This window comes from Dolichospermum heterosporum TAC447, from assembly GCF_024584745.1.
GTDB classification, from domain to species: Bacteria; Cyanobacteriota; Cyanobacteriia; order Cyanobacteriales; family Nostocaceae; genus Dolichospermum; species Dolichospermum heterosporum.
In genome coordinates this window covers 5,761,331-5,781,725 of sequence record NZ_CP099464.1, presented here as the reverse complement: position 1 = coordinate 5,781,725, position 20,395 = coordinate 5,761,331, and the positions used below count along the sequence as shown (strand labels likewise).

General features: G+C 40.4%; 23 protein-coding genes and 1 pseudogene. 12 read left to right on the top strand and 12 right to left on the bottom strand.

The features are described from left to right. Positions 1–139: 139 nt before the first annotated feature. Positions 140–1,066 carry a carbohydrate ABC transporter permease gene (locus NG743_RS26390; protein ID WP_027401119.1) on the top strand — a complete coding sequence of 309 codons (927 nt, stop codon included), beginning with the start codon at positions 140–142 and terminating at the stop codon, positions 1,064–1,066. 371 nt (positions 1,067–1,437) lie between these two features. On the opposite strand, the gene NG743_RS26385 is transcribed toward NG743_RS26390, so the two are convergent. From NG743_RS26385 to NG743_RS26375, 3 genes are read right to left on the bottom strand one after another with little or no spacing between them, the layout of a single operon-like run. Continuing rightward, the gene (locus NG743_RS26385; RefSeq protein WP_027401120.1) at positions 1,438–1,617 is read right to left on the bottom strand and encodes a hypothetical protein; all 180 of its coding nucleotides are present in this window, start codon (positions 1,615–1,617) and stop codon (positions 1,438–1,440) included. A 57-nt stretch (positions 1,618–1,674) separates the two neighbouring features. After that, the gene (locus NG743_RS26380) at positions 1,675–2,016 is read right to left on the bottom strand and encodes a DUF5615 family PIN-like protein (protein ID WP_027401121.1); all 342 of its coding nucleotides are present in this window, start codon (positions 2,014–2,016) and stop codon (positions 1,675–1,677) included. 3 nt (positions 2,017–2,019) lie between these two features. Next, positions 2,020–2,346, bottom strand: a complete 327-nt coding sequence (locus NG743_RS26375) for a DUF433 domain-containing protein (RefSeq protein WP_027401122.1) — start codon at positions 2,344–2,346, stop codon at positions 2,020–2,022. Between the two features lie 139 nt (positions 2,347–2,485). On the opposite strand from NG743_RS26375, the gene NG743_RS26370 reads away from it, so the two are divergent. Continuing rightward, on the top strand, positions 2,486–2,746 hold the full coding sequence (locus NG743_RS26370) for a hypothetical protein (RefSeq protein ID WP_152540410.1): 261 nt from the start codon (positions 2,486–2,488) through the stop codon (positions 2,744–2,746). 103 nt (positions 2,747–2,849) lie between these two features. On the opposite strand, the gene NG743_RS26365 is transcribed toward NG743_RS26370, so the two are convergent. The 3 genes from NG743_RS26365 to ruvC form a co-directional block, all read right to left on the bottom strand. Continuing rightward, the gene (locus NG743_RS26365; RefSeq protein ID WP_255549988.1) at positions 2,850–2,978 is read right to left on the bottom strand and encodes a hypothetical protein; all 129 of its coding nucleotides are present in this window, start codon (positions 2,976–2,978) and stop codon (positions 2,850–2,852) included. Positions 2,979–3,057: 79 nt separating this feature from the next. Continuing rightward, entirely contained in the window at positions 3,058–3,243 is a 186-nt protein-coding gene (locus NG743_RS26360) for a hypothetical protein (RefSeq protein WP_027401123.1), read from the bottom strand. Positions 3,244–3,789: 546 nt separating this feature from the next. Then, positions 3,790–4,281, bottom strand: coding sequence for a crossover junction endodeoxyribonuclease RuvC (gene ruvC / locus NG743_RS26355; RefSeq protein WP_027401124.1), 492 nt, complete (start codon positions 4,279–4,281; stop codon positions 3,790–3,792). 191 nt (positions 4,282–4,472) lie between these two features. Between ruvC and NG743_RS26350 the strand changes: the two genes are divergently transcribed. Continuing rightward, positions 4,473–5,846: a gluconeogenesis factor YvcK family protein gene (locus NG743_RS26350; protein WP_027401125.1), complete on the top strand. Its 1,374-nt coding sequence runs from the start codon at positions 4,473–4,475 to the stop codon at positions 5,844–5,846. A gap of 57 nt (positions 5,847–5,903) precedes the next feature. Here the strand turns inward: NG743_RS26350 and NG743_RS26345 are convergent, their stop codons facing one another. After that, a complete protein-coding gene (locus tag NG743_RS26345; RefSeq protein ID WP_168465365.1) occupies positions 5,904–6,071 on the bottom strand; it encodes a hypothetical protein in 168 nt (55 codons plus the stop codon). A gap of 61 nt (positions 6,072–6,132) precedes the next feature. On the opposite strand from NG743_RS26345, the gene NG743_RS26340 reads away from it, so the two are divergent. The 3 genes from NG743_RS26340 to tsaE all read left to right on the top strand — a co-directional run bounded on the left by NG743_RS26340 (position 6,133) and on the right by tsaE (position 8,914). Then, positions 6,133–7,251, top strand: coding sequence for an RNA-guided endonuclease InsQ/TnpB family protein (locus tag NG743_RS26340; protein WP_257121020.1), 1,119 nt, complete (start codon positions 6,133–6,135; stop codon positions 7,249–7,251). A gap of 218 nt (positions 7,252–7,469) precedes the next feature. Continuing rightward, positions 7,470–8,270, top strand: coding sequence for a Uma2 family endonuclease (locus NG743_RS26335; RefSeq protein WP_257121201.1), 801 nt, complete (start codon positions 7,470–7,472; stop codon positions 8,268–8,270). Positions 8,271–8,473: 203 nt separating this feature from the next. Beyond that, entirely contained in the window at positions 8,474–8,914 is a 441-nt protein-coding gene (gene tsaE, locus NG743_RS26330) for a tRNA (adenosine(37)-N6)-threonylcarbamoyltransferase complex ATPase subunit type 1 TsaE (RefSeq protein WP_027401127.1), read from the top strand. Positions 8,915–9,152: 238 nt separating this feature from the next. On the opposite strand, the gene NG743_RS26325 is transcribed toward tsaE, so the two are convergent. Beyond that, complete coding sequence (locus NG743_RS26325) at positions 9,153–10,469, bottom strand: dihydroorotase (protein ID WP_027401128.1); 1,317 nt, start codon at positions 10,467–10,469, stop codon at positions 9,153–9,155. Positions 10,470–10,751: 282 nt separating this feature from the next. Between NG743_RS26325 and lepB the strand changes: the two genes are divergently transcribed. Both lepB and NG743_RS26315 read left to right on the top strand, forming a co-directional pair. Beyond that, on the top strand, positions 10,752–11,438 hold the full coding sequence (lepB, locus tag NG743_RS26320) for a signal peptidase I (RefSeq protein WP_027401129.1): 687 nt from the start codon (positions 10,752–10,754) through the stop codon (positions 11,436–11,438). Between the two features lie 441 nt (positions 11,439–11,879). Beyond that, a pseudogene (locus NG743_RS26315) lies at positions 11,880–12,038 on the top strand (MOSC domain-containing protein); the annotation flags it as partial. 30 nt (positions 12,039–12,068) lie between these two features. Here NG743_RS26315 and NG743_RS26310 read toward each other — a convergent pair. Both NG743_RS26310 and NG743_RS26305 read right to left on the bottom strand, forming a co-directional pair. Then, positions 12,069–12,581 carry a zinc ribbon domain-containing protein gene (locus tag NG743_RS26310; RefSeq protein WP_257121199.1) on the bottom strand — a complete coding sequence of 171 codons (513 nt, stop codon included), beginning with the start codon at positions 12,579–12,581 and terminating at the stop codon, positions 12,069–12,071. Continuing rightward, on the bottom strand, positions 12,532–12,804 hold the full coding sequence (locus NG743_RS26305; RefSeq protein ID WP_257120677.1) for a hypothetical protein: 273 nt from the start codon (positions 12,802–12,804) through the stop codon (positions 12,532–12,534). Before NG743_RS26305 ends, NG743_RS26310 begins: the two co-directional genes overlap by 50 nt. 131 nt (positions 12,805–12,935) lie before the next feature. Between NG743_RS26305 and NG743_RS26300 the strand changes: the two genes are divergently transcribed. From NG743_RS26300 to NG743_RS26285, 4 genes are all read left to right on the top strand, one after another. Then, entirely contained in the window at positions 12,936–13,058 is a 123-nt protein-coding gene (locus tag NG743_RS26300; RefSeq protein WP_027400631.1) for a histone H1, read from the top strand. Between the two features lie 178 nt (positions 13,059–13,236). After that, a complete protein-coding gene (locus NG743_RS26295; RefSeq protein ID WP_193964995.1) occupies positions 13,237–13,434 on the top strand; it encodes a hypothetical protein in 198 nt (65 codons plus the stop codon). Positions 13,435–13,511: 77 nt separating this feature from the next. Further along, positions 13,512–14,687 carry a circadian clock protein LdpA gene (ldpA, locus tag NG743_RS26290; RefSeq protein ID WP_257121198.1) on the top strand — a complete coding sequence of 392 codons (1,176 nt, stop codon included), beginning with the start codon at positions 13,512–13,514 and terminating at the stop codon, positions 14,685–14,687. 45 nt (positions 14,688–14,732) lie between these two features. Then, positions 14,733–16,472 (top strand): R3H domain-containing nucleic acid-binding protein, encoded by a 1,740-nt coding sequence (locus NG743_RS26285; RefSeq protein ID WP_027401132.1) that lies wholly within the window; start codon positions 14,733–14,735, stop codon positions 16,470–16,472. 402 nt (positions 16,473–16,874) lie between these two features. On the opposite strand, the gene NG743_RS26280 is transcribed toward NG743_RS26285, so the two are convergent. Both NG743_RS26280 and NG743_RS26275 read right to left on the bottom strand, forming a co-directional pair. Beyond that, positions 16,875–18,401, bottom strand: coding sequence for a CPBP family glutamic-type intramembrane protease (locus NG743_RS26280; protein WP_027401133.1), 1,527 nt, complete (start codon positions 18,399–18,401; stop codon positions 16,875–16,877). A 369-nt stretch (positions 18,402–18,770) separates the two neighbouring features. Continuing rightward, positions 18,771–20,309, bottom strand: coding sequence for a thymidylate synthase (locus NG743_RS26275; protein WP_051424227.1), 1,539 nt, complete (start codon positions 20,307–20,309; stop codon positions 18,771–18,773). Between the last annotated feature and the right edge of the window lie 86 nt (positions 20,310–20,395).

Sequence of the window (20,395 nt, the reverse complement as noted above, 5' to 3'; positions counted from 1 at the left end):
TTGGCGTTGAAAATTGTCGTTATGGCAAGGCAAAAGGCAAGAGGTAAGAGTGAAGAGGGTTTAGGCGATTTTACATTTCTTTACACAGTTTGGTTTTATTGTGTTCACCTACTTATTAGTTTTATGGGAGTCCGATAATATGTCTCAATTAACATCAAAACAATGGATTTTAATCAAACACAAAATTACACCATATTTGTTCTTATTACCTGCCTTGATTATCTTAATATTAACTGTTTTTTGGCCAGCAGTTCAAGCCTTTTATCTGAGTTTTACCAACTATGAAAATATAGGAGATCCTCCTCAATGGATTGGCTGGAAAAATTTCCTGCGTTTATCGAAAGATCCAGTTTTTTGGCAAACATTACAAAATACATTTATTTATCTGATTGGTGTTGTTCCTATTTTAGTATTTTTACCCTTAGCTTTAGCAATTTTAGTGAATCAAAAACTGCGGGGAATGAATTGGTTTAGGACAGCATATTATACTCCAGTTGTAATTTCTATGGTAGTAGCTGGGATAGCTTGGAAATGGTTATATGCAGAGAACGGATTGCTGAATCAAATTCTCAAAACTTTAGGGATTTTTCCCGACGGAATTCCCTGGTTAACAAGTCCTGATAAGATATTGGGAATTGTTCCCATTTCCTTAGCTAGTATTATGGCTGTAACGATTTGGAAGGGCTTAGGCTATTATATGGTAATTTATTTAGCTGGATTACAAGCCATTCCCGCTGATATTTATGAAGCTGCGGCTATTGATGGTTCAGATAGTGTTCGTAAACATTGGGATATTACCTTACCATTGATGCAACCCTATTTAGCTTTAGTGGCTGTAATTTCGGCAATTTCCGCAACTAAAGTTTTTGAAGAAGTTTATATTATGACTCAAGGCGGACCACTCAATAGTTCTAAGACAATAGTTTATTATTTGTATGAGCAAGCATTTGGTAATTTAGAGATTAGCTATGCTTGTACTATTGGTTTGGTGCTATTTTTAATTATTTTAGGTTTATCAATTTTAAGATTAGTTATCAATCAAGATGGGAATGATTTTAGTGTTTAATATTTAAAGATGAATTTTGCATCAATATCTATTACGAGTCATGTAAGAAGAGAATAGTTAGTTAAACTGCAAAAGGCTAGAACATCTGTTTTTACATGATAGTTTTTCTTTAACTGAAAAATAGTTAACTAAACTGGAATCTACTATGCCCCAGACTAAGAGAGTAACCGTTCACGGGGGGTACAAAAAACACTCTATATGAGATTCCACGAAAACAGCATGAAAAACGTTATAGATTTGATTTTTTTAGGTCATTTGAAATTCGCAAAATCTCTATATCGGTTTGCAAATCGTTTTCTAGCCAATTTAAGAACCATTCGTTAATATGTCAAATTGCCTGAAAAACCCAACAGACAAAGCTTTCAGGTTTTTTAATAAATTCTCACCCCCTGTGAACGGTTACCAAGCAAGGCGCGTTTACGGCGGGTATCCTGTGCTAATACCTGGCCATAATTAAGGGAAGCTTGATGAATGGCAAATTGATTTACACCCAGAATGGTGAGGGATGCACCGATAGATTGGAGAAAATGACGACGCTTTATGATAGGCATAGTTTCGATACTGTGCAGTTAAGAAAAGTAGAATCTTTATGGTAAATCTTTAGTTTTTTAAGTGACTGGACGTACCACACGAATTAGTTTTTTTCGCAATGATGTTTCTGCTGTTACAGCGTCATTGATTCTTGCTGCAAATTGTTCCCAGTTACGATTATTGCTACAAACAACAATTCCAAAGTGGTCATCATCACGACGATGTAAACGGATAAAATCATATTTATTAATAGTTAATATTGCCCGTTCTTGACTGATGGCAAATGCTAATACTTCATCGTCAGGTATGCGTTGATCTGCATTTCCTGCTTCTTGAACTGTCAAAACATCATGCCCCAAACTGCGTAATAATTCCACAACTGGAAAAGGAAACTGCTCATCTGCATAAAAACGTGCCATTGACTATGCTGCCTCATTACGCTCAATTACCAATGCGATTTCATCAGCATGAGCTTCTGCATATACCCAAGCATGAGCTAAATCCGTAGCTGAAATGGTGGGATAGCTGGTTAAAAGGTCAACATCACTATATCCAAGTTGTCGAGCTTCAACTAGTACCCAGACAGGAATACGAGTATTAGCAATGCAAGCTTCTCCACCACAGACTCTAGGGGTTTTCTCAATTCCTTGCCAATTGCTACCAAGACTTTGAGCAAGTAACTGTATAATCTGGACTTTTTCATTAGGTTTAAGGGCAAGAAGTTGTTGTTCTAACTCTTTGAGTGTCATGGATATCAATCCTCTAATGCCTTGTCAAGCTACATTTACAATTTTAATCCGCCACAGTGCTTCAACTCAAGCTACTTAATATTTACGATATACTGAAAGCAAAATTTCAAGTAATTACCTCAATATTAAATATAATATAATGTCCTTGCGACTTAGACTAATTAGCTGGATCACGTCGCCTCTGCTACTGACGCTGATTCCCTCCTTGTTACCCATTCCCAGTTATCTCCTCTCTACCACCGCCCAAGCACAGACGAGTCAAGACCAGAAAACAGAAGCAGACAAGCTATTAGAGCAAGGAAATCAGCAATTTCAACGTAGCCAATATAAAGATGCAATTCAGTCTTGGCAACAGGCATTAGTGATTTATCAACAACTTAAAGACCGCAAAGGGTTGTAGATTTACCTAAGCTTAAATCGTGCTTCTAAAGCAGTAGCGATCACTTCACTTCCTTGACTACAGGTAACTGTCGTATCTCTGGACGTAAACCAGCCCGACGTACTCATGCAATGTAAGCATTAAGTCGGTTAAGATGGTCTACCCAACCTTCTGCTTCAGTTCCACCTTGATGAGTTCCCTCGGCAAAATCCGCATTTAGTTCTAAGGAACTTCCAATTAAAAAAATACCCAAAAATTTCTTGTGGTGCGGGACGAATTGCCCGCTAATCATCAAGGACAGGCAGGATGCCCATCCCACAAAATTGGGTAATTTATTTTTTGGTGTTCCCTAATGCCATTGCCGCTAGTGGAACACCGTACTCTTCCACTAAAATCTGAATTGCCCACATCGTCACAGGGTCTTCTGCTGGACGCACATAAGAACCATCAGCTTTAAATAATTTCTTTAAATTTATATGCTGGCGATACTTTTCTGGTAATGATAAGTAATTGGACAAAAATATTTACAGTCATTGTGAGCGAAGGGAAGCAATCACAACTCTTAGAATTGCTTCATTTCACCTCGTTTTATATGGCTAACGCCACGCAACGCTTACGCAATGACATTGTGTAATTAATTCTGTCTCACTACTTGTATCTATGGAAAATAGGTTACATAGTAGCTAAATAATATAGCGGTATGCACTTGAATGAGATACAGTGATTAAATTGCAAAACCTGTAGGGCGGGGAAACCTCGCCTTAAATTGTATTGCATCTGACCGATAACCGCTATATGCTATTTCAAAACACTGGTATTTTGAGAGCGCAATTACTTGCTTCTTACATTACCAGTTGTCCGGTAACAATAATATTATGTTGATATATTTTGAACTGACTTGAATACAAGCTGCGATTTCATCAACCCGTGTCTAGGGGCAGAGTATCATGTTTCCGGTGGTAGCGATCGCTCAACCTTTTGAAATTTCAGTGGAGGCCATGGGCGACAGACTCAGTTTAATTAATTATTATTCAGTTTCCAACTTTATTCTATTTTTACACGAATCACAACTGAAACGAAGCCGTTAGTGCTACCGCTAAAGCATCTGCCGCATCATCAGGTCGAGGAATTTCATCTAAATCCAATTCCCGCATCACAGCCTCTTGCACTTCTGTCTTATCTGCTTTACCATAATTCGTTAAAGCTTGCTTAATTTGGGGAGGTGCAAATTCCACATAAGGGAGTTTACGCTGTCCTAAAACTAACATCAATACACCCCTGGCTTGTGCTACAACAATGGTATTTGCCATCCGATAAAAGAATAATTTTTCAATGGCTACTAAATCCGGCTGTAAATCCTCAATAACGGTGTGTAAATCGTCAAATAATGTGCATAGTCGTTGACTCATTTCCATATCGGCACTGGTGCGAATTACGCCAAAATCAACCATCTGTACCGTTGTCTGTTGTTCTTTTGTTTGACTTTGCTGCCAATCAATTGCCCCAAATCCCACAGTTGCTAGTCCTGGATCTATTCCTAAAATTCGCTTTTTCATAAAATTCTTGATAACTGGGGTGATTGGTGATTGGTATTTCCTTCTTCTGACTCCTAACTGGGCGCAGGCCCTGCGCCCCTACTCGGTGATGATGAAGGATTGAATAAATGTGATGGTTTTCCCTTAGTCTGGAAACCAGGTGATGTAAATTTTTTGTTAAATATTGTTTGTACCAACTTTCCCTATTAGGTATGTTTATCGGTTTTCTGAAACAAGCCATTAATTCGCTACAGCTACAGTCCCAAGGTCGCACTTCCTATCGGTTTAACCAATGGTGCAAATGGTTGTCTCCTGGATTAGCTGTGAAACGCTGGTTACTTATCAGTATTGGGGGTGTTTTCTTAGCCAGTTTGGGGTTGGCTATTTGGGTAAAATTAACCCCGATTTTTTGGATACTGGAATTGCTGAAAGGTCTTTTGGGTTTCCTGGCTGACATTTTACCCAACTATATCAGTGGTCCGGTACTCCTGGTATCTGGTGTGCTGTTGGTGCTGTGGGGACAATCTCGCACTGTTGGTTCAATTACGGAAGTTCTCAGACCTATTGGTGATGAAGAGGAGTTGATAGATGTCCTTTTGGCACATCGTCGCCTATACCGAGGTCCGAAAATTGTGGTTATTGGTGGTGGAACTGGACTTTCAACTTTACTCAGAGGCTTAAAAACTTATAGTGCTAATATTACTGCTATTGTCACCGTAGCAGATGATGGCGGTTCTTCTGGGAGACTGCGCGAAGAATTTGGCGTTTTACCACCGGGTGATATCCGCAATTGTTTGGCGGCGTTAGCAGATGAAGAAAAATTACTGACGGAATTATTTCAATATCGCTTTCGGGCGGGAGATGGTTTAACAGGTCACAGTTTTGGTAATTTGTTTTTAACTGCCATGACTGATATTACTGGAGATTTGGTGCAAGCGATCGCTGCCAGTTCTAAGGTATTGGCGGTGAGAGGACAAGTTTTACCTGCTACCCTTAGCGATGTCCGTCTCTGGGCAGAATTGACAGATGGTCGCCGCATTGAGGGTGAGTCGAATATTCCGAAAGCTGCGGGGAAAATTGTCAAAATTGGTTGTATTCCTGAAAATCCACCGGCAGTTCCCGCCGCAATTAAAGCCATTAAAGAAGCTGATTACATTATTATTGGTCCGGGTAGTCTTTACACTAGCTTAATTCCTAATTTGTTAGTTCAAGAAATTGCTGATGCGATCGCCGCTACCAGCGTACCTCGTATCTATATCTGCAACATTATGACTCAGCCAGGAGAAACTGATGGATATAGTGTTGCTGAACATATTCAAGCCATAGATGACGCTTGTGGCAACAGAAGGTTATTCGATGCCGTATTAGTTCATAAAAAAACACCCTCAGCCCAAGCACTGATCCGTTATGCCCAACAAAACGCCCATCCAGTTTTTTTAGACCGAGAATCTGTCACCCAATTAGGACGGCGAATAGTTCCTGCTAATATTCTCTTTGAAGATGAAAATGGTGCTGTTCGCCATGACCCGCAGAGATTAGCCAAAGTTTTATTAAAATGGTACAGTGGCGCACATCACGGGAAGTAAAAACTGGGGACGGGGGTAGAAGCAGCTTGATAATTTCTACCCATAACTATCCATATATTACTGTTTGTCCAAGTCTTCAAGAAGTTGATCAACAAAATCCCTCAACCGTTGCTGCCAATCAGGGACGGTTTTAATTTTTTCCCTGACTCCAGGTAAAACCTTAAATTGCAAGGGTGATTTATCGGAGGCTACTTGATTTTGTGGCTTAAATTTAATCCGAGGCATTGCCAAATCTTAATATATCTGATATACTAGATATCATAACACAACATTGAAGGTCGAATCAATGCTTTTATCATTCAAAACCGCATTAATTCCAAATAACGGACAGGTTACAGCTTTTCGTAAAGCATCTGGAGTAGCTAGACACGCCTATAACTGGGCAAATGCTCAAATCAAGGATATTTTAGCTGCTCAAAAAGAAGGCGAAAAACTTAAATTACCCTCAGCGATTGACTTGCATAAAAAGTTAGTCGCCGAGGTTAAATCTGAACACGCTTGGTATTACGAAGTTAACAAAAATGTCCCACAAAAGGCGTTAACTGACTTACGCCAAGCATGGGATAGGTGTTTTTCCAAAACATCGAAACAACCCCGATTCAAGAAAAAAGGACAGCACGATTCTTTTTATTTAGAGTCAGGGACTAAGGCGAAACCGTTAATTAAAAACGATGGTAAAAGAATTAAATTACCGTCAATCGGCTGGGTAGGTTTAGCAGAACCTTTACCGATTACAGTAACTCATAATTGCGTGATTTCTAGACAGGCTGATAAATGGTTTATTTCTGTTAAATACGAAGTTGAAAAACCTCCTATACTTGCAGACAGACCGACCATTGGCGTTGACATTGGTATCAAAGAATTAGCAGTTTGCAGTAATGGTGAAGTATTCAAAAACCCCAAAGCCTACCGCCGGATGAGTAAACGCATGAAACGTTTACAGCGTAGTGTGAGCAGGAAAATTAAAGGCTCTAATAACCGTAAAAAAGCTGTGAGAAAATTAGCTAAATTACACGCCAAAGTTTCTAATATTCGCAAGGATTCTATTCACAAATTAACCTACTATCTAGCTAAAAACCACAGCATAATTAAGATAGAAGATTTGCACGTTAAGGCATTTTTGAAGAACCACAAATTAGCAGGTGCAATTGCAGATTGTGGGATGTATGAATTTCAAAGGCAATTAGAGTACAAAACTGAGAAGTTTGGCAGTGAATTAATCCTTGTAGATAGATTCTTTCCTAGTTCGCAAATATGCTCTAACTGCGGTAATCATCGTCATAAAATGCCATTAAAAAGCCGCGTTTATGTTTGTCCTGATTGTGGACATAGAGAGGATCGTGACCTCAACGCAGCTAAGAATATTGACCGATGGTTTGTGGATATTTTTATCCCTGTAGCGTAGCGGTTCTTTTTAGGAACTACGGTCAGAAACGGTAAGTTCTACCGAGATTGTCTGTCGAGTGGAAAAACCTCTTAGAAGTCATTCTAAGACCACGATGAAGCAGGAAATAAACACTAAGATTATCGCTGTCCAGATGTGTCTAGACTTTGGTAATTTTGGGTAAGTTTTATAGAACGGAAATATATTTCCCCATTACCAGTTACCAAACTAAAATATTTATGACTTCTTCCATCATTTCTCAAACTGAACCACCCCTTCCCCCTTGGGAAACTTTACCGACAATGTATGATTTACCTAGCGAAAACCCAGAGGAAAAAGGCTGGCGAGACGACTTTCATTTTTTACAACCTTTACTTTTATATTTAACATTTCAACCCATAAACTGGAATCCAGAAATTGTTTATAGTGCGGCTGATCTGAATCTTTATTATGATCTGCAAAATCCTTTATGGTATAAACGCCCAGATTGGTTTGGTGTAGTAGGAGTCCCAAAATTATATAATGGCCAAGATTTGCGTTTAAGTTATGTCAGTTGGCAAGAACCAGCAAACCCTTTTGTAGTTGTAGAATTATTATCTCCTGGTACAGAAGATGAAGATTTAGGTAATAGAAAAAGTCAAATAGGTAAACCTCCCACAAAATGGGAAGTTTATGAACGTATTTTAAGAATTCCTTACTATATTGTTTTTAGCCGCTACACCAATGAAGTCCGCGCATTTCAGTTAGTAGGTGGTCATTATGAACCTATGAATATGATTGAAGGACGCTTACTAATGCCAGAATTAGGTTTAAGTTTAGGATTATGGCAAGGGACATTTCGAGATATTCCCAAGTTATGGTTAAGGTGGTTCACACTAACAGGAGAATTAATTCCTGAACCAACAGAAGAAGCGGCTGCGGCTAATGAAAGAGTTATTCTTGCTGAACAAGAAACAATAGAAGCAAAAAGAAAAGTTGAACAACTAGGACAACTGTTGCGTGATTTAGGCGTTAATCCCGATACACTGGATAATGCTTAGAGGTTGTTTAAAAAGTATTATATCAAACCAGTAATCTCCAAAAACCTAACCCCCCTACCCCCCTTCCCTGCAAGGGAATGGGGGTTTTAAAGCCTCTCCCCTTGCAGGGGAGAGGTTTGGAGAGGGGTCAGTCTATACATTCAAAACTTTTCAAACACCCTCTTAGACATTACCAATTACCAATTACCAATTACCAATTATCAATGACTAAAATCTTCCTTCCTGACATAGAAGCGACACAGCAATTAGGTATTACCCTTGGTGAGACTTTAAATGCTGGTAGTGTGATTTTACTAGAAGGTGATTTAGGTGCTGGTAAAACTACCTTAGTCCAAGGGATTGGTAAAGGTTTGGGGATAATTGACTCTATTGTTAGTCCTACCTTTACTCTCATTAATGAGTACACAGAAGGACGCATCCCCCTTTATCACTTGGATTTATACCGTCTAGAACCTCAAGAAGTTACAGGCTTGAACCTGGAAAGTTACTGGGAAGGCATAGAAGTAACACCGGGAATTGTCGCTATTGAATGGGCTGAAAGAATGCCATATCTACCAGATAGTTATTTAAAAGTATGTTTAAAATATGGTGAAAATGGCGATCGTCAAGCCGAAATTATTACTGTAAATTGTGAACTATACTGAAAACGGTTAATAGTTTAACCAAATATGAAACCCCTCTCCAAACCTCTCCCCGCAACGGGGAGAGGCTTTGAACTTGTTCTTTGTATGATAAAAAAGTCCAGCTTCCAGCCGTTTTGAGTATATCAACAACTAACAACTGACAACTAACAACTAACAACTGACAACTGACAACTGACAACTGACAACTGACAACTGACAACTGACAACTGACAACTAACAACTAACAACTGACAACTAACTACGAAAAAGTTAAAGCTTGTCCACGAACTTGTGTATTTAGCTGACCATGATCATAAACAATTTCACCGCCGACAATTGTTGTTACAGGCCAACCTGTTAAATTCCAACCTTCAAAAGAATTCCAACCACACTTGCTGACAACTTCTTCCCGTTTAACTTCATGGTAATTTTTTAAATCTACCAAAACTAAATCCGCATCATAACCAGGGGTAATTTCACCTTTATTGGCAATACCATAAGCTACAGCAACCGCTTTAGACATCCATTGCACAACTTGGGCAACAGTACATTTTCCATCCATAGCAGCGGTTAACATTAAAGGTAAAGAAGTTTCTACACCGGGCATTCCTGAAGGGGTGTTCGGGTAGGTTTGGGCTTTTTCCTCTAGAGTGTGGGGGGCGTGGTCAGTGGCAATGAAATCAATAATACCATCACGTAAAGCTTGCCAGAGAACTTCATTATCATGGGGCGATCGCAAAGGTGGATTCATTTGTGCTAAAGTACCAATAGTTGCATAAGCACTAGTATTCAACAGTAAATGTTGGGGTGTTACCTCTGCCGTCACCCAACTAGGTTTATCCTCACGCAGCAACTCCGCTTCCTCTGCTGTTGACATATGCAGAATATGTAAACGGCGTTGATATTTTTTAGAAAGCTTTAACGCCAATTGCGTAGCCAACAAAGCAGCTTGATTATCTTGAATTTGGGAATGAATCGCCGGGTCTGTAATCCCAGCAAACTCCTGTTTGCGTTGATTAATTCTCCCTTGGTCTTCCGCATGAACAGCAATTAAACGAGTTCCCCGCGCAAAAATCGCCTCTAGTGCCTCTTCCTGGTTTACCAACAACTGTCCGTGCATTGACCCCATAAACACCTTAATTCCCGGTGTTGGCTGGGCAGAAAGTAAATCTGGTAAATTATCCGCCGTAGCCCCAATAAAAAAGCCATAATTAACTAAGCACTTCTGGGCTGCCCGTTGTAACTTATCATCTAAAGCTGATTGAGTAATGGTTAAAGGTCTTGTATTCGGCATTTCTAGAAAGGAAGTAACTCCCCCCTTCGCGCAAGCACAACTGGCAGTAAATAAGTCTTCCTTATATTCTAGACCCGGTTCACGGAAATGCACCTGGGGGTCAATCACACCAGGCAACAAAGTTAATCCTTGTGCGTCAATCTCACAAGTGGGTGTGGCATTAGTAATTTCTTGTCCTACTTGGGTTATGTGCCTTCCTTCTATCAACACATCGCCAATCATTGACTCACCATTGGGTAAAATAATTTCAGCGTGGCGAATCAGTAAACTTTGTTTTGACATGGATTTAAGATTTTTCAGGATAAAGGAACTATTTATGGATGATAGATAACTTTTTCTTTAAGATAAACTTAATTGGCACGAAGAATCAGCGATTTTGGTTTTGTGTTAAAAAATGTTTATAGTTAAGAAAGCTAAAAACCTGAATGTTTGCAGCTGATAAAAGGAAAACACTAGATTTTTTACTTTATTTACCTACCCTCTGCTCCATCTCGTTAAGATTAATAATATCAAGTCTCTCCCTCTGAGTTCAATACTAGTCTCATAACATACTTCAACAATTTCATGCAAAATCAAGCATCTGATAAAAACTCTAGCCAAGAACCCGATAACTCCTGGATAGTAGAGCTAGGTAAAACGATGATATTGAGTATCTTTCTGGCTCTAGGAATTCGTACCTTTGTCGCCGAAGCTCGTTGGATTCCCACTGGTTCAATGGAACCAACCCTGCATGGTGTAAAGGACCAATGGCAGGCAGACAAAATTATTGTTGATAAAGTAAAGTATAGATTTGCTAAACCGGAACGGGGAGATATAGTAGTATTTTTACCGCCCCAAGAAATACAGAATAATCCTGAACGGGAAGCATTTATTAAAAGAGTAATTGGTTTACCTGGTGAAAAAGTAGAACTGAGAGCAGGCAAAGTATATATCAACAGCAAGCCTTTACGGGAAGATGTTTATCTATCTTCTACTGCACAAACGTTCGTTGAAGCTTGTAACAGCAGTGGACTTAAGCCTCCTTTCTTGGCTCAACCGGAAATTATCCCACAAAATTACTACCTCATGCTCGGTGATAATCGTCCTAACAGTTATGATGGTCGTTGTTGGGGTGTTGTTCCCCGTAGTAATATTATTGGTCGGGCTGTAGTTCGTTTTTGGCCTCTCGATAGAATGGGTACAATTGATAAATCTCCTGCCTATTCATCTCAACAACCGTCAACCACCCATCACTTCCCTTCGGGTAAGTGAGGGCTTGTAAAAGCCTAGTTGACCAGACTCAGTTCTTAACCGAACTACGTTAGAGGTAAGAGTTAAAGACCTACCAGAGGATGCGTAGCTAGTTCCCTGCTCTAGAACTTCAAAGTTAAACAGGCTTAAGGGTTAAACCAGTGCTTTTAAGATAGTTACCGACCTCTAACATTGTCGTTCGCGCCAGCGTGCCGGAGGCATCTAGCTAACATTACCCGCAAGGAGGCTCTTTGGAGCAAAATATTATGTCCAAAGTATTTGTTTTAGACACTGAAAAAAGACCACTAGTGTGGTCTTGGGGGTTTCCCCCATGAACAACTTCATCAAGAAGCCTGTCGCCCAGAAATAAGTCGCAGTAATAGAGGACGCAAGAAGTCTACTACTGTGCTTTCTGTTGGACAGGAAGCCGACACTGTACCGTCAGGTCAGTGTGGGTAGTTCACTACAGCTACCTTAACAGAGGTTGCATCCTGGTTTTCTGGTATCAGCGTTGGTGAAATGCGGCGGCGAATGCGTGCCAATATTGAAATTGATGGTGTCCCAGGATTTTGGGAAGATGGCTTATTTGCTGCTAGTGGTGAAACAGTAGCTTTTCAATTGACACTCCCCGGTCTAAAGACACGGGGATTCTTAATCGAATAATTGCAAACACAACTGCTCGAATAATATCCGCTTTTCAGGTATTACCTTAGATGTACGGTTCCCCGCCTGATGCCGTTTGCCATTTCTGGCGGCATCGTTGCATAAAAGGGCGTTACTTTCTCCCAGTCCAGGAGTAGGCACTAACGATTGGTGCGTCGGCTTTTTACGTCTGTTGCTGACGAATTTCAAATTAGCTCTTCGTAAAATTGTCCGAGAAGCCTGAGTATCAGCATGGTCAATATGACCACAGTTTTCACAAATGAACTTTTCGCCATCTCTATTAGCTTTACTAATATGATGACAAGCCGAACATTCTTGAGAAGTAAATTTAGAATTAACGGATAATACTGGCTTACCAGACTTCAATGCCAGCCAAGCAATCTTAGAAAATAATTCGCCCCAACTGGCATCAGAAATAGAGCGATTTAATCCACGTTTTGCAGCCTGACCATTAGCCATAAATCGTCCTTGCTGCTTTTTGGGTTTGCAGCGGGACTTCATTGCTATTTTTTGTTAACTCAGCATACATGATGCCATGTTTAACAATAGGGCAGGTCAAAGGGCAATAAGAACCATATTCAATTCGACTATCTAAGTCTGAGAATGCACCATAATAGTACATCACGGACTCATCTGATTTCTGGTTATTAGTCTCAAAACCGCGCTGACGTTCTGCCAAACAATAATTTCTGTGTTTCCGTAAAGTAACAAGCCACTCAGACATTAAGGCTTGTTGCCCAATATTCGGTTGTAGCTTGAATCTCCAGCGTATTTGCACAGGTTTATTTTGTTGATGTGATTGACGATATAACTATTATATGGCAGTATTACAGTAATTTCAACCCAATATTGTATATGAAGAAAAAACCTCTAGCGGTGTACCTAGATGAAACTGAAAGAAAGAAACTTGAGGATATCGCCCAAGGTTGGGGAATGAGTCTTTCGTCAGCCTTAAAAAGATTAGTTAGAGAGAAATAAAATGTTGAAAAGATTTAATGACCCGCATCATGATCGAGAATATTGGCAGCGGTTAAAACCGCACGGGTAGGCTTTCCCCCGCGCTCTAAAGAGACGCGGCTCCCAGCCTTCCCGCGATCCCCTGGTGGGAGATGTCCGCTTTTTAGGAATTAACCCTTGTCAACGTTGTGTAGTCCCCATGCGGGATTCTTATACAGGGGAAGCTTATCCAAACTTTCAAAAAATCTTTGGGCAAAAACGCCAAGCAACTATGCCTACTTGTGTAAATACAGCGCAATTTAATCATTTTTATAGATTAAGTGTAAATACCAGAGTTCCCGTTACGGAAGCGGGGAAAATGATCACTCTGGGCAGTAGTATCGAAATATGCCAATAAAAAATTAGTAACAAAAAAATCTAAATTTTCCTAATGACAGTCTGCAATTTCCAGTGAAATAAACGCATAATGGAAATGTGACTGATTTATTAGCCCCTTTACAATCCCTAAAACAAGGTAATTGGTTCAAATTAATTTGCGGAGCCAGTTATCAACATCTTCCTGCGGTCAGAAATCTCACGTTAGCCTACACTTTGGCAGGTGCTGACTGTGTAGATGTGGCTGCCGACCCGGCAGTTATTGCCGCTACCCAGGAAGCTTTACTAGTAGCCCAAGGCTTGGTAAATGATGCCCAGAAGCGAGGCTTTGCTTTTACAGGTAATTTACCTTTGTTAATGGTTAGTCTCAATGATGGTGAAGATCCCCATTTTCGGAAAGCTGAGTTTAATGCTCAGGACTGTCCTAGTGATTGTTCCAGACCATGTGAAAAAATTTGTCCAGCCCAAGCAATTTTATTTAACAATACCAAAGATGATTTTTCTGGAGTAATTTCTGAAAAATGTTATGGCTGTGGCCGTTGCCTTCCTATCTGTCCTTATGGGATAATTTATACAAAATCTTATGTGTCAACGCCAGGAGCAATAGCTTCGCTCGCCAGGGGCAACGCACCATTGATTATGTCAACGGGAATAGATGCTGTAGAAATTCATACTCAAGTGGGGCGGTTGGCAGAATTCCAACGGTTATGGGATGCAATGACACCTTGGGCAGATAAATTAAAATTGGTAGCCATCAGTTGTAACGATGGAGAAGGGTTAATTGATTACCTAAAAGCTATTTACAATTTGATTGTCCCCCGTCCCCAGTTTCTGATTTGGCAGACTGATGGACGTTCTATGAGTGGTGATATTGGTGATGGTACTACCATAGCCACAATAAAATTAGGACAAAAAGTTTTGACAGCAAACCTACCGGGATATGTGCAGTTAGCAGGCGGCACTAATAGCTACACCGTCCCTAAATTGCGGGGAATGGGACTGTTGAATGATTTTGGATTGCCGATTTTAGATTTTGGATTAGAAGAACACAATCTAAAATCCAAAATCCAAAATCCAAAATCCAAAATAGCCGGGGTTGCCTATGGTAGTTACGCCCGTGTATTGCTGTCACCCATTCTTGACCAGTTGCAACAAAAGGAGGTGATTAACACTGATAATCAAGGCAATATGCGCCTAGAGGAAGAACCGGAATTACTGTGGGAGGCTGTAAGGCTTGCCCATACTCTCGTTTCCCAGATTAAGTCTGGGCAGTAACGCTCCAACCATGTCTCTAAAAACGTCAAGTCACCAATAGAAAGCATGACGATTACAGAAGATCTCCAAAAGTTGTTAGATATTTTGCCTCAAGACCTCCAAGAAAAATTAGAGAATCATCCGAAAGGGGATATTTTAGTTGAGGTAGTCTTGGATTTAGGCCGTCGCCCTGAAGCTCGGTTTCCCCATGCAGCGGAGTATCTGAGCGAAACACCGGTCACTCAAGCACAGATAGATGATTGCATTCAACGAGTTGGAAATTTTGGGGGGGATAATCGGGCTGGAATTGAGAAAACTTTGCATCGGATCAGTGCTATCCGCAACCGTAGTGGTAAGATTATTGGCTTAACTTGTCGTGTCGGCAGGGCAGTATTCGGAACAATTGCCATGATCCGCGATTTGGTGGAAACTGGTCAATCAATTCTCATGCTGGGTCGTCCTGGTGTTGGTAAAACTACAGCTTTAAGAGAAATCGCCCGTGTGTTGGCGGATGATTTGCATAAGCGAGTGGTGATTATTGACACATCTAACGAAATTGCTGGGGATGGTGATGTTGCTCACCCAGCTATTGGTCGTGCAAGACGGATGCAAGTTTCTAAGCCAGAGTTACAACATCAAGTCATGATTGAGGCTGTGGAAAACCATATGCCAGAAGTCATTGTCATTGATGAAATTGGTACAGAACTGGAAGCTTTAGCAGCCCGGACAATTGCCGAACGCGGGGTGCAATTGGTGGGAACTGCCCACGGTAATCAGATTGAAAACCTGATTAAAAATCCTACTCTGTCGGACTTGGTTGGGGGAATTCAGGCTGTGACGCTGGGAGATGATGAGGCGAGACGGCGTGGTTCGCAAAAGACGGTTTTGGAACGCAAAGCTCCGCCTACTTTTGAGATTGCTGTGGAAATGTTGGAACGGCAACGCTGGGTAGTTCATGAGTCTGTGGCTGATACGGTTGATACGTTGTTACGTGGTCGTCAACCTACTCCACAAACTAGAACTGTTGATGATCATGGCAAGGTTGGTATTGTTAGACAGTTGGCTGTAGTCAATGGTGGCAATGGTAATGGTCACGTTACTAATGTGGAAGAATCTTTCCTCTCTGCTAAACCTAATGGTTGGCGTTCTTCTGGACAAATGGTGGCTTTACCACCTTTATCTCTGGATAGAGAAAGACCAACGGGACGCAGTGAATTTGACCGGTTGTTGGATGAATCTTTCAATTACTCGGAAAGTTTTGATTTTGCCAGCCGTAAACAAGCAGGTCCCAATGGGGAAGATTTACCATTGCATATTTACCCCTATGGGGTGAGTCGTCACCAATTGGAACAGGTGATTAATGTGCTAACTTTGCCAGTGATATTGACCAAAGACTTAGATAGTGCAGATGCTATTTTGGCATTGCGATCGCACGTCAAAAATCACGCTAAGTTAAGACAAATGGCTAAGGCTCGTCATGTACCCATTCATGTGATCAAGTCCAGTACAATTCCCCAAATTACTCGCAGTCTCCGCCGCTTACTGAATATTGATGATCCGGATATTGGCGATGACCGAGAATTACAACTGTTATTACACAACGGTAGTGATGATGAAATGGACGCTTTGGAGGAAGCTAGACTTGCTGTAGAGCAGATTGTCATCCCTAAAGGTCAGCCTGTGGAGTTACTACCCCGTTCTTCCCAAGTGCGAAAAATGCAGCATGAGTTGGTAGAACATTATCGCCTCAAATCCGATAGTTTTGGCGACGAACCTAATCGGCGGTTAAGAATTTACCCGGCGTAGGTTGTTGATAAATTTCCCCTGAAAGGATTGTTTTTACATCTTTTCAGGGGATTTTTTTAGGGATAGCCTGCGTGGCGTTAGCCATACTTCTAGTAGTTCGTCAAATTTATTTTGACGGGTAATGAGCGGAAAAAACTTCTGTTCTCCCCTACCTCCCCTACCTCCCCTACCCCCCCTACCTCCCCTACCCCCCCTACCCCCCCTACCCCCCTACCTCCCCTACCTCCCCTACCCCCCTACCTCCCTACCCCCCCTACCTCCCCTACCTCCCCTACCCCCCCTACCTCCCCTACCCCCCTACCTCCCCTACCCCCCTACCTCTCTTCTCCCCCTACTTGCCTCCACCCGTCATTTTCGGGTTGACAGACTACCAGCCCTCACAGATAACTTTTTCAGCAAACCCTAATTATTACCACCTAAAAGAAACAAACTAATTAACGTGCCACTATTCCAAAGACTGTGGAGAAGCATAGAAGAAAGTAGATTGCGCGATCGCGTGTAAACTATTCCTAAGACTATTCCTAATGCTGTCAGCGGGAGTATTTCTGATAAACTGAGGTGAGCAGCGGCAAATAACAAACTACTGATCAAAATTGCCCCCCAAACCGAAGTATAACGAGTCAGAGATGGTAATAAAAAACCTCGAAATAGAAACTCCTCAAAAAATGGTGCAGCTATAGCTGCGGTAAAGAAAAATATGCCTAATGCAGTATTATCCCGGCTTTCTAGTGCCATTTGCAAAAGTGGATTACTGCCACCTTGTCCTTGCCACAATTTTTGATTAATCAGTGATACTACTACCACAATCGGTAAAGCCGTGCAATAGCCACCGAATCCCCACAAAACCCAATTACCAAAGAAATTGAAGCGAAACCAGTTGTTAGGAAGAGGGAAAAAACGCCTAATGGAAAAATATAGAACTGACAAAGAACCAAAAGCCACTAACATATAACTAACTAAAACTACAGAAGCTTCAATTCTGGCATTTCCTGTACCACGAGGAATAGGTAAAATAGATAATAATTCGGGGATAAATAATTGTCCCATTAAGAAAAATCCGAGGACAAAAACCTGAATAATTATTTCCCAATTCCAAGGAGTTGACCAAACTAAATCACTATTTGTAGCTAGTATGGATTCTCGACCTTTAAGCAATCGTTGAACCAATAAGAAAAGCAGCAGAATTAGCCCTAGAAAAGCTGTCAAGGTGGGGATAGTCGCAATTACCGCTAATTTTAACAATGCTTGGGCTGCCGCTGCTTGTTGGGCAATTTTCAGAGAGGATAAAGCTTCCTGACGTTGTTGAAGTTGATATAATTTTTCTAACGCCGTAGAACGAAACCAACTATCTAAATTTTGTTGAATTAGCTGTTCAGCTTTAGGAAATAACTGGGGAGGTTGACTCCACATTCCGCTTAATACTTGGGCAGTTTCTTGATATTTAGAATTGATATTTGATGATTGCTGTAATTGATTCCAAGTTTTAATAGCATTGTCTGTTTGCTGTTGCTGTGCTTGTAAAATTCCCAGCCGCAAATCTACTTCTGCTAATAATTTTTCTTGTTGTTGGATAGATTTTTGTAAACTTTTTTCTTCTGCGGAAACTGGAGTTGCTGGCGAAGATTGCAGTTTTACTAATTTTTTATTAGTTGCCTCTAAACTAGTTTTGACAGATTCACTCGCTTCTTGATATTGCTTTGTTGCGCTCATCTTAGGATTAGCACCGAGAATAGATTCTTGAAATGTTTGAATACTTTCGTCGCTACTGTCTTCTGGTTGCCATGCCTGAGCTTGTAAGACAATATTCGTCTGGTACAATTCTAGACGACTCTGGAACTGAGGTTTTTGCCAGCTACTTAATAAAGATAACCCTGACAACATTATCGCTAACAAAGTTAGCCCAATTAACAGCAACCGTTTAATTGTCATCTATCCCCCTTGGACTTACAAGTACAGGAGCATTAGCCCCTTGGCAATTATAAGCCAGTACCGCAGGGTAGAATTAAAATTTAAAAAAAGTAGCTTAGATCAAGTTTATATGAGCTTTGAGCCATTGTTCTAGGTCGGTAAGTAATTGGACAAAAATATTTACAGTCATTGCGAGGGAAGGGAAGCAATCACAACCCTTGGAATTGCTTCATTTCACTTCGTTCCATATGGCTAACGCAATGACATTGTGTAATTAATTCTGTCTCACTACTTAACGTGAGGGTAATTTCATCAAGCTGGAGTTCCCCTTGGGTTTCGACTTGCTTCTGAACATTACTAAACCCCTACAAATCTAGGTTTTTCGTGATTTTATAAAAGTCCAGATTCCAACCGTTTTGAGTATAGCTGCAATTTTACTGGTTTATCCTGTTCATAAATAAACTGTTCTTTCATTAACAAAGCCATTTCCGCTTTTTGCAATTCCACACCTAAATACATGGCATGGGAAACTTGTAAACCCGGACAATCTGTGAATATTTGCTGGGAAAGTTTATGTGCAGATTTACCAGAATAACAATTAACTACTTCTCCAGAACCAGGAGTTGTATGTTCGACAATAATTTGATGATTCTGAATAGTAATAATAAAACTACCAGCAGGATCAAAATAGTCTTTTTGTTGAGATATTTTAAGATATTGAGATGAAATGACATTGGCGACATTTTCAAAACAGTCATCATAAATATGGGCGCTTTGACTAATAGTAATTAATGCCCCCATTTTTAATGTATGAGCAGTTCTTTTAACCAAAGAATTATAAATATACATTTGTAAAGCCCTTAATCCCATAGCATTTGCTGGCCAAGCTGAGAACATATCATTACTACGAAAAGTTGCAGTTAAAGATAGTTCATTATCAACTATTCTCACCCAAACATGATTTAGACAAGGGGGATTGTCATTATCATCTTGACTAGCATCCCATAAGGACATTACAGCCCTCGCAGAATCAATATCATTGGCTAATTTTTCAATGACTTGTTCAATTTGATCACGTCCAAACCAAGAACGTAAACGTTGCCCATAAGTATATTTTACTCCTTCTCGATTGGGTGCATCATCTAAAATTTGCGAAATATATTCTTCTAGAAAACTTCTATCTATGGGTAAATAATTGGGTTCGGGAAAATAGAAATCCTCCGGTTCTTCGGTGACAACTGCCATTAAATCTATCAATTCTTGCCATTTACCATCATAGCCAGTGGGTCTAATTGTACCAGTGGTTTTAATTCTATGAATGATTTTTACCCAAGTTTCAGCAATTGTTTTACCTTCAATTCTGTGTCCATAGCGTGTTCCTGGTAAAACAGTTGGTTCAACTGTAGTCATAGGAAATTCTACAGGTATTCCCCAAGGTGCAACGGTTTCTTTTTGGGCGTAATATTGAATTTTTTCGACAGCATCAGCAATTGATGTAGCGTCTTGAATTTCTACGGAATGGCGTAATTTTTCCAAGGCATTGATATCAATATCAATATCAATATAACCAGGAATAGGAGAACAAATTACCCAAGATTTTCGCCCAGCGTCGCTAATACTTTCTGCCACACCATGACGGAAGAAATCACTTAAACATTGACAAGCACCAGCATTTTTATCTTCTTTGGTAGCGTTGAGAATAACTAAATACCGCACATGAGGATTTAGCAATAAGTTGCGAATTAGTAAGTTGATACCTCTAGTAGGTGAGTATAACTGTCCGATTACAGCATATTCATTTGATTGTAGATGTTTAGCGATCGCTTGTTTCACCATCCATCCTGTAATCACTGCGGTTTGACCACTACCATAAATCAATTGGTTTGGTTTGTGTTGTGCTGTGTAATAGAATTGGGTGATTTGACCCATATTAAGATAACCACTCACTGAGTTTTTATTCAGGATACAATAATTAGTCTAGATTAATCACACATTGTCAAAAAAGGTAGCTAAAA

Bases quoted from the DNA above. Each gene is read 5' to 3' on its own strand.
- NG743_RS26335 (WP_257121201.1), top strand. From the start codon at position 7,470: ATGACTTCTTCCATCATTTCTCAAACTGAACCACCCCTTCCCCCTTGG.
- NG743_RS26375 (WP_027401122.1), bottom strand. From the start codon at position 2,346: ATGACACTCAAAGAGTTAGAACAACAACTTCTTGCCCTTAAACCTAAT.
- NG743_RS26275 (WP_051424227.1), bottom strand. From the start codon at position 20,309: ATGGGTCAAATCACCCAATTCTATTACACAGCACAACACAAACCAAAC.
- NG743_RS26310 (WP_257121199.1), bottom strand. From the start codon at position 12,581: ATGAAGTCCCGCTGCAAACCCAAAAAGCAGCAAGGACGATTTATGGCT.
- NG743_RS26325 (WP_027401128.1), bottom strand. From the start codon at position 10,469: ATGTCAAAACAAAGTTTACTGATTCGCCACGCTGAAATTATTTTACCC.
- NG743_RS26285 (WP_027401132.1), top strand. From the start codon at position 14,733: ATGACGATTACAGAAGATCTCCAAAAGTTGTTAGATATTTTGCCTCAA.
- NG743_RS26280 (WP_027401133.1), bottom strand. From the start codon at position 18,401: ATGACAATTAAACGGTTGCTGTTAATTGGGCTAACTTTGTTAGCGATA.
- NG743_RS26295 (WP_193964995.1), top strand. From the start codon at position 13,237: ATGCGGGATTCTTATACAGGGGAAGCTTATCCAAACTTTCAAAAAATC.
- NG743_RS26350 (WP_027401125.1), top strand. From the start codon at position 4,473: ATGTTTATCGGTTTTCTGAAACAAGCCATTAATTCGCTACAGCTACAG.
- NG743_RS26300 (WP_027400631.1), top strand. From the start codon at position 12,936: ATGAAGAAAAAACCTCTAGCGGTGTACCTAGATGAAACTGAAAGAAAG.
- NG743_RS26390 (WP_027401119.1), top strand. From the start codon at position 140: ATGTCTCAATTAACATCAAAACAATGGATTTTAATCAAACACAAAATT.
- NG743_RS26305 (WP_257120677.1), bottom strand. From the start codon at position 12,804: ATGTCTGAGTGGCTTGTTACTTTACGGAAACACAGAAATTATTGTTTG.
- NG743_RS26385 (WP_027401120.1), bottom strand. From the start codon at position 1,617: ATGCCTATCATAAAGCGTCGTCATTTTCTCCAATCTATCGGTGCATCC.
- tsaE (WP_027401127.1), top strand. From the start codon at position 8,474: ATGACTAAAATCTTCCTTCCTGACATAGAAGCGACACAGCAATTAGGT.
- NG743_RS26345 (WP_168465365.1), bottom strand. From the start codon at position 6,071: ATGCCTCGGATTAAATTTAAGCCACAAAATCAAGTAGCCTCCGATAAA.
- NG743_RS26380 (WP_027401121.1), bottom strand. From the start codon at position 2,016: ATGGCACGTTTTTATGCAGATGAGCAGTTTCCTTTTCCAGTTGTGGAA.
- NG743_RS26340 (WP_257121020.1), top strand. From the start codon at position 6,133: ATGCTTTTATCATTCAAAACCGCATTAATTCCAAATAACGGACAGGTT.
- ruvC (WP_027401124.1), bottom strand. From the start codon at position 4,281: ATGAAAAAGCGAATTTTAGGAATAGATCCAGGACTAGCAACTGTGGGA.
- NG743_RS26370 (WP_152540410.1), top strand. From the start codon at position 2,486: ATGTCCTTGCGACTTAGACTAATTAGCTGGATCACGTCGCCTCTGCTA.
- lepB (WP_027401129.1), top strand. From the start codon at position 10,752: ATGCAAAATCAAGCATCTGATAAAAACTCTAGCCAAGAACCCGATAAC.